This window comes from Opitutus terrae PB90-1, from assembly GCF_000019965.1.
GTDB classification, from domain to species: domain Bacteria; phylum Verrucomicrobiota; class Verrucomicrobiia; order Opitutales; family Opitutaceae; genus Opitutus; species Opitutus terrae.
In genome coordinates this window covers 3,968,679-3,988,952 of sequence record NC_010571.1, presented here as the reverse complement: position 1 = coordinate 3,988,952, position 20,274 = coordinate 3,968,679, and the positions used below count along the sequence as shown (strand labels likewise).

The window sequence follows — 20,274 nt, the reverse complement described above, 5'->3', positions numbered from 1 at the left end:
CAGGGCTTTCATATTTATGGGCACTTGAAGTCGGCCGCTGAATACTCCGGCCCATCGTTGGTTTGCGTGTGCGTTTCTCGAATCAGCCGATCCCGCTTCGGAGGCGCCTTGGTCGGTGCGGCTGGCGCGACAGCAGTAGTTGGCGCCGCAGGCGTGACGGGTTTCACCTTTTTTGCGCGGCGGTCTGGTTTTATGCCTTGCTTGTACATGGTATCCACAATCCGTTTGATTTCCGCTGCATCGGGTCCCTTAGAACCGACAATAGTCGGGTTAATTGGGGTGATGCCCACCCTAAAGGCGAAATCCGCTTCTGCAGTAAAGGCGCGTTCCTCATTTGCCGCGCGTTGATCAATTGCCTCCTGGAAGGATGTCGGGCGCGTGGTCACGTCATTGTCCAAGTGGTCCGATTCATGAAAAATACTCGTCAGGACTTCCTCGTAGCCGTGAGAAGACATCACATATATCAGGTTCCGCGAACGATCAATCGTTCCGCCAAATGGACCATTTGACTTCGTGTATTCAACACCATTCGCATCCTCATAGACCAAGAGTCTCAGATTTTTCCCGTCATCCTTGAAGAACTGAATCTTCTTTGTGCCGAGCTTCGCCAAGAATTCCTCCCGCTCGCAGGCCTTCAGCTTGCAGAATCGCCTGAGCAGCTTGTTAAACGGAAACAAACCAAACAGATCGCTATCGTTGATACCGTCATTCCCTAGGAATCCACAGAGATTCACTCCCCCCTGCTCCTCTAGCGCATCCCGGCCAATCCAACGCCCCATGGGAGGCGAATAATACCGCAGGCCGTAGTAGAGCAGGTCGGTTTCGAGATCCGCGTATTTGGTGCTGAAGCGGAAGGAGGCGTCGGGGGTGAAGAAGCCGGTCGCGCGAACCGTTTCGGCGAAGGGACTGTAGTCGAAGTGGGCGTTGATCACGCCGGAGGAATCGAGGTATTGGGTGACGTTGCCGTTGGCGTCGTAGGCGGTGAAACGCGACGAGGGCGTCGCTTCTCCATCGGTCACAGCAAGTAGACCGCCTACTCCGCCGGCACCTTGGAGCTCATTCGAGAGGTCAAGGCCCCACGTGTAGGTACGGTTGACCGTGGACGGTGAACCGGTAGCGGAGTTCTCGGCAATCAGGTTCCAGCCGTCGTAGGCGAAGCCCAGATCAGTGACCAGTGACCAGTTACCGGTAGACCCTTCCGCCACCAAGACCTTCTTATGAACACGGCGACCTTGATAATCGTAGGCAAACTCGAGCCGCTGTTTCGGCAAGCCCAGGAGGACGGCTGCCGGTTGGGTTTCCATCGCAATCAGTCGATTTTCGCCGTTCCAGGTGTAGTGCCACCGGTCGTCATCCGTCAGGTCGCCGTCGGGGTCGTGGACGAGAGTTGAGGGTTGAGCGTTGAGAGCTGAGAGGCTGATTTCCGTGTACTGGTTGAGAAGGTTGCTCGTGTAGCTGGAGGATTCGATTGGATCCGCCTCAGCGCCTCGGCCCGACAGCTTGCGATTCCCAATGTCATCGTAGCGGTAGAAATGAGAGTCGGCCGCGATCGCCGCACCTGGATTGGCCGGATCCGCGCCTTCAAAGCGGTTGCCGACAATCACCTCGCCCTTCTCGTTGTACTGGTAGGCGACGTGGCTTGGTTGCGGGAAAGCGGATCCGGAACTGATCATCGCGGTACGCTGGCCCAGGGCGTTCAGCGTGTAGCCGTAACGGGAAATCACGTTCTGCCCCACCGCGTTGGTCCGGCTCAGGATGCTCGTGCCGCGCGGCTGATAGACGTTGGTCGCCGTGTGAACCGGGCTCGTGATCGTCTCGAGCAGATTCGAATTCGGCACGTAGCCATAGGTGAACACGCCCGCGGGAGACGTTACCTTCTGAATTCGGCCCGACGAATCGTAGCCATAGCTAGTGAAGTGGATGAGGTCGCTCGATCCAGCCGCCGTCAACGTGATGCCGCGATACCGGCCCGGCACCTCACCGGCGGTCGATCCCTCGTAGCTGCGCGTCAATTCGTAGCTGCCCGCGGTCTGGATGGTCTCGGTGGACGGACGCAAGGCGTCATCGTAGCTGAAGGCATGCCGATAGCGGAGCGCCTCGGCAGCGATCGCGCCTTCGGCGAGCACGCCGTCGCGGACTTCCTGTACCCGGCCGTGCCGGTAGTAGGCGTAGCTGATGTCCGGCGTCGTGTCCCCGTAGTCGACCGAGGCAAGCGATCCGTCCGGATGATAGCCGTAGGTCGTGACCGTACCACGCGCCCAAGTCCGCGTGTGCAGCCGGCCCGCCGCGGTGTAAGCGTAGCCGACCTCGCTGGCATCGGTGTAGCGCTTCGCTTGGAGCTGGCCCCGCAGACCGTCGTAGAGCCACTGGGTCTTGGCCTTGCCGGTGTCCCCGGCAAAGTCCTTCCACGTGGTCATCGCGATCATCCGTCCCTGCGCGTCGTAGTCGTAATCGAGCGGATAAGTTTGCGAGCCGTGCACTCGATCGAGCTGCCCTTGCGGCGTGTAGGTGTAGAACACTTCGCTGTCATCCGGCAGCTTCCGACGTTCCAGCAGCCCGCGGTCGTTATAGAAGTTGGTCGTCACCAGCGTTTGGCCGGTGACTTCCGGATGCGGCGCGGTGATCGTTTTGATCTGGTCGTCGTCGTAGTAGCTGTAGGTCGTCGTGCCCAACCGGGCGTCGGTCACGCTCTCCTGCCGTCCATGGGGATCATAGGCGTAGGTGACGGAGGAGAGTTGAGAGTTGAGTGTTGAGAGTTGAGAGACAGAAGCCAGACGGCCGTTGGCGTAGGTCTGCACCGCCGATGTGCCGTCGGGAGCGGTCGATTTGACCGTCCAGGATCCGTTTCGGATGGCGGGATAGCTGGTCTCCTGATGCGTGACCGCCTCGGCCTGCTGCGACCACGCGTGCGCACCGTCGACGCTCTGCTCGTCGGTGGAGACGACGAGCGAGGTCTCATCGTTCGCCTCGGGCCAGATCTCCGTGACGGTTCTGGCCACGGTGATCGAGTGGGTCTCCCACGTTTTGGCTGCGTAGCTCACGGAGGTGCGCGTGATCCGATCCAAACCGGCATAATCGATCGCGCCATTGCTATTCATATCGACCGCCGTGACGGTTCGCTCGCTGCGGGCGTTGTAACCGAAGAGTGTGGTCACGCCGTCGGGATCGACCGACCGCACGAGCTGGTTCTTCGCGTTGTAGGCGTTCTCCGCGTAGCTGCCGTCGGCGGCGTCGATGCGCACCGGCCGTCCAGCCATGTCGCTCCAGGTTTCGGTCCACTCCGTATCCCGATATTCCTGCGTTTCTTCGTCGAGCACGCGGGCGATCGTCCGTGTGACGACGTAGGGTTCGTCCGCCAGCGTGTCGACGCGGTACTGGTATAGCATCGGCGCAGCCGCGGTTCCGCTGGACTGCAGTCGCTGCCCATCTCGGGCCGTGATTTCGATCTGAGTAAAGCCGCCCGGAAGCGTGGTCGTGCGCGTGGTCGAGCCATTCTCGTTGTGGGCCACCCGGAGCTGCGTCTTGCGTCCCGCGGCGTCGTAGGTGTCGACCGACTCGCCCAGCGCATCGAGGTATTCCGTGCGCGAAGTCACGATGTTCGATGCATCCGTGCCTCGTCGCGTCGTCTTGGTGACGCGGCCGAGGACATCGTACTCGTAAAGCGTCGTGATTCCCTGGCGGTGTTGGACGCTGACGCGTTTCAGCGCGTCGTAGTCATAGGTGGTCGTGATGCCCCGACGATCTGTTTCGGAGTCGATGCCACAACACCCGTATTCGATCGAGCTGGTCGAACCATCGAGATAGTGCCAACTCAGCACGCGACCTGCGGCGTCGGTCTCCAGAGCGGTGCGCTCGTCAATCTTCAGTCCGGAGGCCACGTCCACGACAGACGAAGCGATTTCGTTACCTTGCCGGTTCTGCCGAGAGGTTGTGATCGTGCCGTCGACGATCGCGTTGCGAGCCGCGTTGGGCGCTCCTCGTCTCACGGTCGTCACCTCCCCGGTTGCTTCCTTACGATACTCGTAGAAAGCCATCGTGCCGTCGGGGGAAAGCACGGACGCAACATTGCCGGCAAACACCCCGCTGGCGACATGCGTCGTCGTGGTGACCAGATTCGTGGCGTCATCCCACGCCGCGCCCGATTTCACGGCGACGATCGAGCGGTGAACATTGTTTTCGTAGTGGTCGTACGATCGCGCCGTCTCGGTGCCGAGGACCGAAACCACGGTGGTCCGCGGCGCTTTCGGCAGCGGCGCCAGCCCCGTCGTGGTGGTGAGCGGGGTGTAGTCGTACGTCGTCACCACGCATGCTGATTCGGCGGCGTCAGGCGCCGCGTTCAACCAAGGCTCGATGCGCTTCGTGACCCGCTGCTGGCCGTCATAGGCAAACCGCACCCAACGGCCCTCAGGATAGACGATCGATTCAACCAGACCCTGCGGCGTGTAGGTGTAGCGGGTGACATAGTTGGCGCCGTCCGGATCGATCGCCGTAGCGACCAGCCGCCGGCCCGCCGGCAGATTGGCAAAAGAATCGACCTGCTTCGAGGCGACCGTGCCGTCCCGACCTTTGGTGACTCGGGTGATTTGAGTGACCGGCTGGCCGTCGAGCTCCGCGGTCGTTGTGGCAATGCTCTGTTCGCGCAGGGCATTTCCCTCGGCGTCCAGCTGCTCGAGCAGCGTCCACGCATTCGTGGCCGGCGAGTACCGGAAGGCGTAGCGTTCGGCGCCTCGCCCTTCGTTGGTGGTGACAAGCACGCCGTTGTCGCCGGACACCGGATCCGCTGCGACCGTCAGCGTGGAGACAGCGGTTGCGGCTTGCGGCAGTTGGTAGACGGCAAGCGCGGAATCGAACTGCACGGTTCCTGTATTCGGATAGGTCGCCACGACGTAGCCTGAGCCTTCCGGGCGCACATCGATCAGAACCTCCGCCGTAAGCACCTGTCGCACCGCTCCCTGGGCATCCAGCACGACCCGGGTGTCTTTGTCGTCATAGGGATACTCGAGCAATGCCCGCGACACGAGGTCGGCACCTGCCGAGGTTCGCTTGACCTGAAGCTTACCGTTATTTCCATCGCTCACCCAAAACTCGACGCTGCCGAGGGCCACTCCGGTTTTTCCCGGCATCGGGCACGAGCCCGCGGAACACGAGTCGCACGTCCCTACCTCGATCGCCAATGTTTTTGCGCGCAGCTCGTTCCCTGATGGAGCGATCGCAAACGCCTCGACGTACAAGGTGCCCTGATCTTTCCCGGCAATGATCACGCCACTCTGGGGATCTAGCTGAGGTTCACTGGGACTTCCGGTTGGTCTGTCGTCCGATGCCGGGACCCATTTCACCCGGCGGTAGGCAATCAGAGCCGTAAACCCAATCGTTTCAGCCTCTACCTTTGTCTGGTTGCTCGCATCGGGTGTCGTCGCGTCAGGATCGAGCGCGGCCAGCCGCCGGAGTGGATTGTTCGCGGCCGTCCAATCCACGTACTGGAACGGCGCGTGTAGGCTGTAGACGTTGTCCAACTCTGGCGAGAAGACCTCGGCACTAAACTGGTAATTAGCGCCGTTCAGCATATCCACCGTGAGCGTGATGCTGTTCTCATTGCCGAATAACTCAGACACGTCGTACTTCGGGCCCAGCTGCAGCACGGTGCCGTCTTCCTTGCGCACGATGTACCCGTCATTGCGGACCTGGCCCGCTTCAGGTTCGGTAGGGGGCAGCGTGAGTTGCAGCTGCATCTTGTCGCGGCTCAGGTGATCGGGCAGCGTTACTGTATAAACCGTACGACCAGGCGGCCGCGGCCCCTCGGGAGTTGGCGGTTTTGGCTCGATCTTGATCGCCAGCGGCGAGAACGACACCGACATCTGAGAATCGAGATCGCGGCGGGAGTGATTCTCCCGGGGAGTCGGAGTTCGGCTGCCGTGAAGCTCAAAGCGGCTGTCACCGAAGTTGACGCCTTCGACGACATCGCGCACCGCCGGATCGATTTCGATTTTCTTCACGCTGTTCTCCGCCAGCAGCAGCGCGAGGAATCGGGCGGTGTTCGCCTTGTCGAAACCCGACGGCTTGTTGCCATAATTGTCTCCCGAATTGTCGCGCGGACTATTGGGACCGTTGGAGGAAACGAAATCGTACGGTTCGTCGCCCTTCGTCGAGAAATAGGGGAAGTTCACCTGGAACCCGTTGCGCACGTTGTATTGGAGCAACTCGCCGGTCGCTCCCTTCAGCGGCCCCCCACCCGGCGTGCTAATCGCGCCTACGACGAAATACGGGCGCGACACCTGCCCCGCGAGATATGCCTCGTGCCAGAGCCGGCCGAGTCGCTCGATCGCGGCCACCGCGCTGCGGCTCCCGGCGTTCAACGTCAACCGGGGTAGCGCATAATCATCGCACCGATAACCGATCCCGCTTGCCGGAAGGAAAAAGGACTTATCCATCGCGTCATCAGGGAATGCGGTCGGCGGCAGCGGTACGGCCGGATTCGTGAGCTGGTCGACAGAGGTACTAACCAGTGCAAGCTTCTTCGAATTTTCGGGATCGTCGCCGGGGAGTTGGCGCAATGAGTTCCAGCGGTTGAAGGCCTCGAGTTGGTCGGAAAGCTGATCCGCATCCGCGTCGAAGCTTTGCAGCGTGGCGGCCAATCGCGGCGATTTGAATGAAGGGCCCTGGTACAGCGAATATCCGGGCGGCGGGTTGGTGCCGGCAAAGATCGAGTCCGGTTTATCTCTTTCCGCGCGCAACACGACGGCGTTCGCGGAGCCGAAACGGTTCGTCAGATCGGCTTTGGGGGTGCCGCCCGCCATCCCGATGAAGACGCGCGAGTCGTCCAACGTGAACACCGCCTTTTGCGGGTATGCCCATGCCTGAGGTTGCTGGAGCGCCACCACCCACGGTGCAAACGTGAGCGCAGCGTCGAAGCCGTTGATCGACTTGCCCGTGCCACGCTTGATAAAGAAGTCTGGAAGCACGGGAGGCAGAGGCTCGGGCGCTGGCGCGCCGTCCGTTGGAGGTGGCGGCAGTGGAACCTCGCCAAATCCCGTCAGCACGTTGGAGAGACTCACCGACAACAATCCCAGGTTGTTCGTGTCCTGCAGCGTCACCACGCCGAAGTCGCCAGAATGGCTGATCGCGACGCTGGAAGCGCCCACCATGTCGCGTGGGTAAAGGTTAAAGTATGCCTGCATGTACCCGTAGTCCGCATATGAGCGCTCCATCTCATCGAGTACGATGGCCGCAACCGTAAATCCGGTCAGGGTCGGGAGGGCGGTGAACGAGCTGCCGATGCCTACTTCAGCTTGGCCTAGTGCGCTCAGGTATTGGTTGCGGGCCCACTGGACCTGCGGATGAACGATTTTCCAGCCTTCCCGTTGCACCTCACGACGTAGCTCCGTCGTTTTTTCTTCCCGCTCGGTCGTCGGGATGAACGCGAGATACCGCACCCAAGGCTTGTCCGCAGGCTGCGGGCGCAGGTCCAAGACGACAATGCCGCCGGTCCCCTCGTCGGACGTGGGCATGATGCCGAAGGCCGTGGCCCGCGGCGTGCCGGCGCCGACCGCCGTCAGTAACGCGTAGTTTCCATCGGGCGAGAAAGCCAGATTGCGGATCCCCAGGGCAACGGCCTGCGGGTAGATCAAATCCTTAAGCCCGACTGGTGTCGCAAACTTCGGCGGCGCCTTGGTTGCACCCCGAGTCTGAACCTCGTCTGAGATGTCGAGTTGGGTGATGAAGCCAAAGTCCTCAGGCAATTCCCCGTCCGCTTTCAACTGGTCCAAGGTCTTGCTGCCGGAGTTGACGTCGGTGCGGAGCAGGTCGTTGCGCAGATCCAGCTTGTTGACGAGATTCCCAAACACCACGACCAGCCGGTCTCCTGCCGGGTGCACCGCCATCGCGGCCACCTCCAGTTCGGGTTCGAACGTGAACGGACGCACGCGAGCGTAAGCGTCCCAAGTGGTCCATTTGCCGCTCCCGTAGGCGAATTCAGGATAGAGATTGATCGCCGTCACCTTGCCTTTCCCACCGATGAAGGCCGTCCGGGCATCGAGGGAAAGCGCGAGGACCCGCCCTGATACATCGACGGAGTGACGTATCGTCAACGTAGCGGGCTTGGTCGAGGAATTGATGTCGAAAACCTTGAGCGAGCCGGTGGCCAGCACATACAACCGCCGATTCGCGCGGTCGACCGCGAGATCCAGGATGCCGCTCTTGGGGGCGATCGCGGTCTGGAGATACGCAAGACTTTCATCCCCTGCGCCAAGATTCACGCTCGCTACTGTCCCTTCGATCGTGTCCGCAATGAACCCCGTGCCGTCGGCAGGAGGCGGAGTCTGGGCATAAACGGAAAGCGCTGCCAGGCTCCAGATCACGAGCGCAGAACGGAAGACATTCACGACTTTCACGGGAGAAAACAGCGCATGCCGCGAGACCAGCATCCGTCGATCTAACGATGAAGAGTCCTCTGCTGCTTGCTCACCGATAGGAGCGTGTTCCGTGACGGGTGCGAAATTCATCGGGCAACTCCAAGCTTGATCTGTGGGCTGAACATCCGTCCGCCGGTGTCACTTGCAGGCGGCGTGGCATAGTAGAGGAAGAAATCCGCTGACGTTTCGCCTTCCGAGAACGAGCGTGAGAAGATCAACCGACCGTCCTCGCCCACATCGACCTGATGCAGTTCGCCAGAGAAGACTTCGCGCAAGAACACGCGGGTTTGCGCAGGCAGCGCAGCTGGGAGTGACGTGATTGTCGCGGCCGTGCCATCCGAGACGATCGAAACCGCAGTCGGCTCCAACGGTGGGGGGACCGGTTCGTAGCCCGTTGAAAGGCGGAGGTTGTCCAGGAACACACCGGTGCCCTGGTTGTTGTCGAGCCCGATCGGATTCTGATCGTAACGGTTCATGCCGGGGATGAATTCGGGGAGCGGGCCCCTGCCCTTCAGGACGAGGCGAAGGCGGATGCGCTGGCTCGTGCCGGCCCAGGGCTGCACCACGACGGCGGCCGTGCGGAAACCGGTGCCGTGATCAAACCCGGAGATCGGCGAACTGATGTCCAGTTCGACTCCAGCAAACAGATCGTTCACGACGACCGTCTCGGAGTCGGTGACGATCTGAAGTTCGAGCACCTCGGAAACTGGCCGGAACAGTGCCGTCGCGACGAAGTTGTATTCGAACAACAGCGTCTGCATGCCGGCGGGGACCTCGAAGGGATCCGAGGTCAACGTGGTCACGCCGTCGCGCGGATTCGCCATCGTGTCGAGGAAGGCCATGTACTGCCGGTCCGTCGGCGTGACGCGTTTCCATTGCTCGAGCACGTCGCCGCTGCCCTCGAGCGTCCACGCGCGCAGGGTGCCGTCTTCGAACGAGCCGTTGTTGATCCCCACCGAGACGAAGTCGAACCGCACTCCGTTCGAGCGCTTGCCGGCTACGGTGACCGTGACGTCGCCCGACGAGGCAAGCTCAGGCACGATCACGGTCAGCTGCGTTTCACTCGCGCTCTGCACCTGGGCCGCGGCGCCGTTGAAGTCGACCTTGTTGTCCGCCGCCACGGGGCTGAAGTGGGCGCCGCTGATAACGACGGCCACGCCTTGCGCGCCGCGGCTGGGCACAAGCCCGGGCGGCGTCGCATCGAGCGCGTTGATGATCGGTGCGAGCGCCTCGCCGAAACGCGTGGTCAGACTGTCCCCCACGCCCACAGGAAGCCCGCCCGCGCCCAGCGCGCCATCGAGCCGACCGTTGAAGAAGCCCTGCCCGTCCGCCGTCAGCGTCAATCCGCCGATGCGCACCGCGCTGCGCGGCAGCGTCCGGCCGGAGAGATTCAACCCGCCGTCACTCTCGCTCATCGCGAGGTTCAGGATATTCAGCTGCACTTTCTTGCTGGAGGTTTCCGCCACCTCGGCCTCCGCTTGGGCCAGGCCGTAGGACGATGTCATCACCTCGATCGGCAGCAGCGTCGCGTCCACGAAGGATCCGTCGCGGGAGATCGAGAACGTCTCGACGCCGACGTCCGTGTCGCGCTGCAGCACCTGCAGCCGATTCGGGAAAACCGCTTCGCGTATCTCGAGCACGCGGAAGTGTTCTCCGCCGCGCACCGGCATGCCGTAGTCGGTCTGGTAATCGATCGAGTTGACGCGCAGTCGGCCGGCCAACGAAAGCTCCGCGCGATCGAGCGGTGAGGCGACCGGCGTCGTCCAGGTCGTCTTAAACTCCACGTATTCGTCGCTCGTGAACGCGATGCCGCGATGCGGGATGTTCGCCCGACGGCGGATTCCGTCGAGGAAGAACACGCGGTTCATGTCGAGCTTCACCACCGGCGGCCGCAGTTCGAGATTCACCAGCACGTCGAGCGATGCGTTCCCGCTGTTCGCCTCCGCCGCGGCGGGGATTTTAAGATCGGTCTCGCCGTAGAAGCCGGTCTTCCGGTCAAAGGCCACGATCTTGACGACGTCACCCGCGGACGGAGTTGACGTGGAAGTTGAAGTCGAGGTGGGCTGCAGCGAGCCCAGGAACGTGAGCGCGAACGACGCGTCGAAGTGATCGTCGATCAGCGGAACGCTCGCTAGCGTTCGCATATACGGTTCCGAGTCATACTCCGGCAGCGCACCTTCGGCGCTGAGGCGGCGGTAAACAAAAACGTCCACTCCGCGCGCAGTCTCCGGGGCGATCGACACCAGCTTGCCGTCGTCCCCGTACGCCAGCCCGGTCGCGGGGATCCGCCCGCCGTCGGCGTCGACGTAGCGAATGCTCCCGCCAAGGAAGAAGCTATCCACCACGATGTCCGGCACCTTGGTCACGCCAGAGGGGTTGAGCGTCACGAGCTGCGATTGGAACACGAGGCTTGGCGACTCGCCGCTGCGCGCGCCGAGATCCGTCGAGACCGTCGCGAAGGTGCGGATAAGTTCCAGCCGCACGTCGGGCAGCGGGATCGAGTAGCGCCCGGCCGCGTCGGTAACGACATACGAACTGCCAGCGATCGCGTTGACCGAGACTCCGGCGAGCCCGGTGCCAGCAGCGTCCACCACCCGACCTTCCAGGTAGGCACGGGTGAGATCAAACGATCCCGACGCCGGAACGATGCCCACGAAGCCGGCCTCGGTCAGCATCGGCCCGGTGTGGATCAGCCCATCCGCTGCGACGGCGGCGCGGCCGAGCTCGGCGTAATTGTGCACGCCGTATTTGAAATGGAACACGACGACCTCGGCCCCGACCGCGAGCCCGTAAACGTTGGGGAAGCCGAGTCGCGCCGGCGTGTCGAACACGAGTCCGTCCGGACCGATCTCGACTAGGAAGTGTGGAATCGCCCCCGAGGGCAGCCGGTCGGGAATATTCGCAGGGTCGATGCGCGTAGCTGTGAGACTGCCGCGGACGGTGCCGTCGGAGAACCTCGCGGCTCCGGCCTGATACGTGATTGAGAAGCCGGTCAGATCCTTTTGGGCCGGCGTGAACGTCATGACCTGCTCGCCACCGGTGGTCGCGAGCGGCGTGCTCGTCGACACGTCCGTCTCAACCATGAAGATTGGCCGGCCGAGTCCGTTGTCGGTGTCGCGCCGCACGGGCACGACAAACTCCAGGTAGCCAAATCGTCGCGCGTCGCCCTGCGGCGTGACTCCGGTCGCAGGATCCGGCCGCGCATCGACCGTGAGGATCTGGTCACCGAGCGGCACCTCATCGAGCAGGAACGTGCCGAAACTCGAAGTCACCTGGGCCACGTTGCTGCCTTGGATGCCGACCTTGACGTTGGCGAGCGGCCGCAGCTGCGGATCGACGACGATCCCTGACACGGTGGTCTGGCCCACCGCCGTCGTGAAGCTGAAGGTGTGGTCGCGTCCGAGCGGATAGCCGTGCTCGTCAGCGATCGAGGCATCAAGCTCGACCGTGATGGTGTCACTGCGGAGGAACTTGAACGTGGGAATGATCCGGATCGTCTTGCCGTCCGCCGAGAGGAGGACGTTGCGCGCGATGGCCTGGCCGAGTGCGCTGCGCAGCACCACCGCGTCATCGGCGGTCGTGGTCGTAGCGTTCAGCGGCTCGGAGAATGTGACCTCGATCGTGGCGTTTTGCGGCACGCCGGTCTGCCCGTTGGACGGCGTGCTGGATACGATCGTCGGCGCGGTGTCGTCGTGCGTGATGTCGATCGTGGTGACCGGCGACAGATTTCCGGCCGCGTCGGTCGTGACAACCTGCAGGTGGTTCGCCGCGTTCGGGTTCAGCGGAACCAAGATCGTGTAGTCGCCCGTCGCCGAAACGATCGTGCGCACGGGCACGAGTCCGTTGAGCACGACGATCGTGCTGCCCGGCTCCGCGGTGCCCGTGAGTGTCACCGCCCGGTCCGGCGTCAACGACGGTACGGGCGTTACGGCCGGCGCCGCGGCGAAGCCGATCGAGTCCATGGTGACATGCACCGACGTGGTTCCAATCAGGCCCGCCGCGTCTTCGGCGCGCGCCGTGATCGTGTTCGGCCCCTGCTGCGGCATGCGGGCGAGAATAAAGAAAATGTTGCCAACGACCTGGTGAGCGACGACCCGGTCGATGTCGACGGACGTGAGCTGCACGCCCTCCTCCACCGTCAACAGCGCCTCCACCACTTCGCCGTTCAGGCTGTCTCCTTCCTCGGGGAAGATGAATCGCGGGATCGGCGGTTTCGTGTCCGTCCCGGCCGGCTCGACGAGCAGCGAGAACGACACCGTCGCTTCCACCGTCGAATCGTCCTGGAGCGTGGCGATCGCGGTGACGGACTTCGGTCCGGCCGCGGGATCGAGCACCACCTGGCGGAAGAAGTAGCGGCCAACGATCGCCGCCGACGCGCCGTTGACGGAGATGCTCTTGATCGAATCGGGATCGTCGATCACGCCGGCAACCGTCACCGAGCGGTTGTTGTATTCGACATTCGGCTGCGGCGACAGCACGCGAATTCCCGGCGCATGCTGCACCTGCGTGATCGTGATCGTCGCGGGCGCGGACATCGCGCCGTCTGCCACCGCGACGACCGCGAGCGGGTTGACAGCGTTCGGAACGAGATCGACCGAGACCGTGAATCGACCGGCGGCGTCGACGGCGGCTGTCGCTCCTGATTGGCCGCCAAATACGCGCACCTGCGTGCCCACCGGAGCGCTGCCGCTCAGTGTGATCGACGGCTGCGTGGTTTTGGTTGACGCGAGCGGATCCAACACCGGCGTGGCGGGACGTTCCAGTTCGGTGCTCGCCGCCGTCACGAAATCCACCGAGACCGCGCTCGGCAGCGGATTGCCGGCCAGGTCGCGGATCGCCGTTGAGATCAGCAAGCTGTAACTTGTCTTCGGCGTCAGCACGCGCGTCAGGTACAGCGTGGCGCCACGCCCGTCGGCTGACAGAATCCACGACCCTGCGACCACCCGGTTCTGCGCGTCGAACAGCCGGATCGCCGGCACGGTCGCAGTCAGCGGTCCAGGCTGAACCGCCTCGGAGAACTCCACGAAGAACGACGCGTTGGGTTCCACGTTCATCGCGCCGTTGGCCGGAATCGTGGAAACGACCGTCGGCGCCGTGGAGTCTTGACGGACCTCCAGCGCCGTGACGCTCGGCGAGATCACGCCCTGCGCATCGCGCGCGCGCAGCAGGATCGTGTTGGTCGCATTCCGCCGGAGCGGAACCTCGAGGGTGAACAGCCCGGTGCTGTCGATCGCACCGGTCGCCGGGAACTCGAAGTCGGCTTCCCCGCCGCTCACGAGGAGCTTCGTGCCCGGATTCGAATAGCCGGTGATCGTCGCGCTCACGCGGTTGGTGGCGCCCGTCGGCTGAGCCGTGTAGACGATCGGCACTGCGATTGCCGTGCCTGTGGTGGTGGAGAAACCGATCCGCTGGGTGGTGCCCAGACGATTGCCGGACAAGTCGGCGACCGTCCCCGGAACGACGATCTCGTAGTCCTTCCCTGCGGCGAGCGGCGCGGCCGGCGTGAACGACACGATGTTGTCCTGCACCGCAACCGTGCCCGGAATCGCGGCCGGGCTGACGAGCGTCACGCCCGCGACCGAAGCCGGAGCGATCGCGCTGCTGAAGGTCACCGCGATCGCCGTGTTCAAGGCGACGTTCGTCGCGGCATCCGCCGGCACAGACGACACGATCGTCAGCGCACGATCGTCGTGGGCGATCGAAATCGAGACCGGTGCGGAGCTGTTGCCCGCCGCATCACTCGCGGAAACGAGCAGCGTATTCAGCGTGTTCGCGTGCAAGGTCACCGCCACCGAGAACGTCCCGTCGGCATTCACCGCGGTCGGCAGCGCCGCCGCCGCACCGGAAACGATGATGCGGCTTAGCGGCTCGGCGGTTCCCGTGAGCACCAGCGTGAGCCGATTGGTGCGCGGTGGAACCGGGTTTACCAACGGCGACGCCGGCGCCGCGGAATCGAGCGTCTTGAACGAATAGACATACGCAGCGCCGAGCGGGTTGCCGACGAGGTCCGCGACCGTCGAGGGCACGGTCACCTGCACCAGCACCGACTGCTCCCACGCGGTCGACGGCGTCAGAGTCACCTCTCTGCCGTCACCTGACAGCGATCGCGTGCAGGCGACCACGGCGTTGCCAGCGCGCACCTCGATGCCGGCCAACTCCGCGGACCGGACCGGCTCGCTGAACGTGATTCGAACCGGACTGTTCAATGCGGCGCCTTCGGACGCCGCCGCCGGCGTCGTCGCCATGACTTGCGGTGGCACGTTGTCATGGACGACCTCGACGGTCGCGGGCGTCGAGGCGAGCCCGTTCGCACCGATCACCGAGAGCCGCAAAGAATTGGTCGCGTTCTTCGTGAGCGGAATCGTGGCGACGATCTTCCCGTCCGCGCCGACCGTGCCGGTTTGCTTCGCCAGCAGGCCGCCCAAGATCTCGTAACGTAGTCCGGGCTGCGCGCTCGCATAGAGGACCACCTGTCCTTCCGCCGTCGGGCTCTCGGGGCTGACGCGCTGGATCGTTGGCGTCTCCGGCACTGCGCCTTGCACCTGCACGCGGTGAGTCACCGTGGTGGTGAGCGCCTGCGCATCCGTGACGACGACGGTGAACTCCCCATTTCCGTCGACGCTCACGTCGGCCGTGATCAGGCCGTCGTTGTCGGAATCGATCACCGGGCTGCCGCCAACGACGATGCTCGTGAGCGGCGATTCATCGACGATCAACACCGTCGCAGCGATATTGGCCGTCGGCACCACGGCGTCGTAGGCGGGCCGCAGGACCAGCACGACGGGAGCGGCTTCATCGCCCGGCACGTCGTTGATGTTCACGGCCGTGGTCCGTTGCGCCTGGTTGCCTGCCAGATCCGTGGCCGTGACGGTGATCATCTGTCCGGCGCCGTCAGGTAGCGTCAATCGGCAGCCAAACTGGCCGGCGGGGGAAAGCACGTACGACAGGCCGTTCACGGTGACCATCGCCGGAGGATTGGCATCTGCGACGGTGCCAAACACCTCGACCGCGGCCGTCGAAAGGTTCGCGCCGACAGCCGGTCGCGTGAGCGTAATCACCGGCGGAAGCGTGTCGGACACGATGGTATGGACCCGAGCGGCGCTCTCGTTGCCGCTGCTGTCCGTCGCACGAATGATCAGATCCGTCGCGCGATTCGCGACCAGCAGGACGGTGGCGTTGAACACTCCGGCGGCATCCGCCGTCGTGGTCACCGTCGCGAGCCCGCCCGTGATCGCAATGCTCGCGCCTGGATCGCTGTTGCCGCGCAGGGTCACACGGTCCGCGCGGACGTAAGCCGGCGCATCGATCAACGACGGCATGGCGGGCGCCGTGGAGTCACGCGTGACCAGGATCGACACGGGGGCGGAGGTGTTGCCCAGTGGGTCGGTGGCGATCGCGGTCAACACATTTTCCCCTTCGCTCAGCGCGAAGTCGGCGAGTTCGAACCGGCCCTGCGACACGAGGGCGGAGCGGCCGTTGATCACGACCGTAGCCGCCGGGTCGTCGACCGTGCCCGTCACGCGCACGCTCGGCGCGCGCGTCAGGCTGCCGTTTGCTGGCGCGGTAAACACCACGACGGGCGGCGTGAGGTCCTGCCGAACCGTGACGGCAGCGGTGCCGACATTGCCAGCGACGTCGCGCGCGGATACCGTCAGGGTCGTTTCCGTGTTCGCCAGCGGTATCGCAGCCAGGAACGCGCCGCTGCTGTTCGCCAGCGGCGCGGTGTTGAGAGTGAGAACCGCAGCGAGGTCGTCGACCGTTCCGGCGATCTCGACGTTCGCCGCGGCCAAGGTGGCGCCAGGCGTCGGCCGTTCGATCAGCACGAGCGGCGCAATCGTGTCCAGCGTGCCTTGAATCCGAAGCACGGCGACATTGCCCACGGCATCCTGCGCCTCGAGCACGATCGAGCTGGTGCCTTCCGTGAGCGTGACCGGAGTCGAGAACGTGCCGTCGGAAGCGAGCGTCACGAGCTGGCCGTTGACCACCAGCGTTTGACCGCCGGTGACCCGGCCGACGACGGTCGCGCCCGGTTGGTTCGTGACGAAGCCAGTGCTATGAGAGGAACAGGTGATCGTCGGCGGAGTTTGATCGAGGACCACCGTGCGACGCACCGTGCGCGTGTTGCCGAGCGCATCACGGACCTCGACGACCAGGAGATTGTCGCCCGGCGTCAGGACCACCGGATGCGCGAAGACACCGTTGGCGAAGTCGGCGACCGCGATGGCGTTCACGGACAACTGGGTTGCGCTCGCGCCGACCGCGCCGGTGACCTGCAGCGACGGAACGCGCGTCGTGAGGCGGTCCGTCGCCGGTGAGGTCAGCGCGAGTGCCGGTGCCTCGGTGATCCGATAGATCGTGTGGGTCTCCGTCGTTTTCTGGTGAAACGCGTCTTCGGCGACGACGGTGAGCGTGTTCGGACCCTCGCTGGTCAACGACAGCAGCCATTCGAACGCCCCGCCGGCCCCCAGTGTGACCTCCGTGCCATTGATCGTCAGCGTGACGGCACTTGCGTCCGTCACCGTGCCGGCGAGCCGGAGTGTGGTCGTGTTGACCGAGTCGCTGAAACTGATCGGCTCGGTGAAGGCGATGACCGGCGGTCGCAACGTGCGAGTCAGCGCCAGCGCGACCTGGGACTGGTTGCCGAGGAAATCACGGGCAACCAGCGAGCAATTGTTCAAGCCCTCCTGCAACGGCACCTCGATGCTGAACCGGCCGTCCGTGGGATCGAACGTCACCGGAAGCGACGGCGCGCCGGAACGCACGAGCGCGAGCGACACGGCATCGAGGCTAACCGTGCCGGTGAGGCTCGCACTCGGCGCGTCGATCTGCGCGATCGTCGGTTGATCGAGCGCGATCGCCGGCGGGTTGGTGTCGTCGCGCAAGGCAAACGTGAGCGACGCGGTCGTTTCCATGCCGGTGGGACCGCGCAAGGTGACGGTCACCGGAATTGTCACCGAGGTCGCGCCATCGGGAGCCCGCGGGACGGTGGCTGGGGTAACTCCAGCGGCGATCCATTTGCCGGCGACGGCCATGAACGGGAGCGTCAGCTCAGTTCCCCCGTCCGCCTTCCAGAAGTCGATCGTGGCGGAACCCGATTCGATGGCGGTGCCGGTAATCTCGAGCGCGAAGTCGGCGCCTCGTTCGAAGTTTTCCGGTCGTAGGACCGCCGAGGTAAGCGTCGGCTTGCTAGCGGCGTCCAAATCGAAAGCGACATTGGCGGGCGCGGTGATCGTATTCGTGAATTTACGCGTGCCAGCATCGTCGGCGCGGAACTTCACCACGTGGCCTGGATCGAAACAGAACTGCGCCACGCCGTTCGCGTCCGTCAATCGCATGTAGTCGGTGGGAACGCCGGCCTCGTTGCAGGCGTAGACCATCCGGTTGGGCTGGGGCACGCCAGCCTTGGTCACGGTCACCCTCGTGGGCGCTGGTACCGCCATGCTGAAGGCGCCGGGGGAGGTCTCCACCGCCGAAAAATTCATGCGGCCTTCAGCGTCCACGCGGAACTTCACCCGCCGCCCTCCGGCCAGGCTGAAACGCGCCACGCCGTTCGCGTCGGTGACGCGCGAGTATCCCGTGGACACTCCCGCCTCGTCGTAAACATAGACGGAGGTCTGCGCGACCAAAACGCCCTCGCGCGTGACCGTCACCGTAGTGTCGACCGGCAAGGCGAAGGTCGTCGCGGCCGGCGCCGTGAGGATATTGCTGAAGAACTGCGCGCCTTGATCGTCCACCCGGAACTTCACCACGCGGCCTGGATCGAAACAGAACTGCGCCACGCCGTTCGCGTCCGTCATTCGCAGGTAATCGGTGGGAACACCGGCCTCGTCGCAGGCGTAGATCGTCCGGTTGGCCTGGGGCACGCCAGCCTTGGTCACGGCCACCCTCGTGGGCGCTGGTACCGCCATGTTGAAGGCGCCGGGGGTGGTCTCCACCGACGAAAAATTCATGCGGCCTTCAGCGTCCACGCGGAACTTCACCCGCCGCCCTCCGGCCAGGCTGAAACGCGCCACGCCGTTCGCATCCGTAACGCGCGAGTACCCGGTGTAAGCTCCCGCTTCGTCGCAAACGAAGACCATGGTTTGGGCCAGCGGGACGCCTTCGCGTGTAACCGTCATCGTGGTGTCGGCCGACAACGCAAAGGTCGTCGCGGCCGGTGCCGTGAGGATATTGCTGAAGTACCGTGCGTCTTGATCGTCCACCCGGAACTTCACCACGCGGCCTGGATCGAAACAGAACTGCGCCACGCCGCTCGCGTCCGTCATTCGCAGGTAATCGGTGGGAACACCGGCCTCGTCGCAGGCGTAGATCGTCCGGTTGGCCTGGGGCACGCCAGCCTTGGTCACGGTCACCCTCGTGGGCGCTGGTACCGCCATGTTGAAGGCGCCGGGGGTGGTCTCCACCGACGAAAAATTCATGCGGCCTTCAGCGTCCACGCGGAACTTCACCCGCCCCCCTCCGGCCAGGCTGAAACGCGCCACGCCGTTCGCATCCGTAACGCGCGAGTACCCGGTGTAAGCTCCCGCTTCGTCGCAAACGAAGACCATGGTTTGGGCCAGCGGGACGCCTTCGCGTGTAACCGTCATCGTGGTGTCGGCCGACAACGCAAAGGTCGTCGCGGCCGGTGCCGTGAGGATATCGCTGAAGTACCGTGCGTCTTGATCGTCCACCCGGAACTTCACCACGCGGCCTGGATCGAAACAGAACTGCGCCACGCCGCTCGCGTCTGTCATTCGCAGGTAATCGGTGGGAACACCGGCCTCGTCGCAGGCGTAGATCGTCCGGTTGGCCTGGGGCACGCCAGCCTTGGTCACGGTCACCCTCGTGGGCGCTGGTACCGCCATGTTGAAGGCGCCGGGGGTGGTCTCCACCGACGAAAAATTCATGCGGCCTTCAGCGTCCACGCGGAACTTCACCCGCCGCCCTCCGGCCAGGCTGAAACGCGCCACGCCGTTCGCATCCGTGACGCGCGAGTAGCTCAGGGATGTGCCGTATTCATCGTAGACCTGCACCGGGGTCTGGGCGAGCGGACCTCCGTCCCTGGTAACAGTTAGGAGAGTGTCCGCCGGCAGGTTGAACGTCGTGGCCGAGGGCGTAGTCAGAACCGAGGTGAAGAACCAAGCCCCTGCGTCTTCCACGCGGAACTTAACCGCGACGCCCTCGTCCAGCGCAAACTGCGCAATGCCGGTGGCGTCGGTTGGGCGGGAATAGTTCAAATAGGTTCCGGCGTCGCTGTAGGCGTAGAGCGTCCTGCCTGCCACCAGTGCACTCGCCTTGGTCAGCGTCACGATCGTGGTGCGCGGCAGTGCGAAGGTCGTGGCGACGGGCGCCGTGTAGACCGGCGAGAAAAACTGCCGGCCGTCCGCGTCCACGTAGAATCTGAACGGTGTGCCGTCGGGCAGCGTGAAGCGGGCGATCCCGTTTCCATCGGTCAGTTGCGTGTTCCCGAAAGGATCGCCGCCCTCGTTGCGGATGAGCACGGCATATTGCCCGAGCACCTCACCGCCGCGGCTGAGCAGCACGGTGGTGTCCACGGGGAGGATGAAGCGGTGCGCACCGGCAATCGTGATGAGGTCGGACCAGAACGTGGTGCCATTGCGACTGAGGCGGAACTTCACCGCAGAGCTGAGTGGGAGATCGAACACGGCGACACCGGCGCTGTTGGTGTTCTTGGCAGATCCCAGGTAGGAGCCGTCTGCTCGGAAAGCGTAAACGCCCACCGCCGGGAGCGGTTGGCCCGCCTGTTCGACCGTGAGGTTGATGATCTCCGCGCGCGCCGACAGCCCGCTCCAGGCGATCGCGACACTGAGGGTCAGCAGCGCGCTGCGGCGGAAGAGGTGGCAGAATTGACGGATCTGTTTCACGG

2 protein-coding genes are annotated in these 20,274 nt (G+C 64.0%); both read right to left on the bottom strand.

The window, feature by feature from the left end:
• Nucleotides 1-14: 14 nt before the first annotated feature.
• Entirely contained in the window at nucleotides 15-8,498 is an 8,484-nt protein-coding gene (locus OTER_RS15515) for an RHS repeat-associated core domain-containing protein (protein ID WP_148218144.1), read from the bottom strand.
• Entirely contained in the window at nucleotides 8,495-20,272 is an 11,778-nt protein-coding gene (locus OTER_RS15510) for an Ig-like domain-containing protein (RefSeq protein WP_012375875.1), read from the bottom strand. Before OTER_RS15510 ends, OTER_RS15515 begins: the two co-directional genes overlap by 4 nt.
• Nucleotides 20,273-20,274 lie beyond the last annotated feature (2 nt).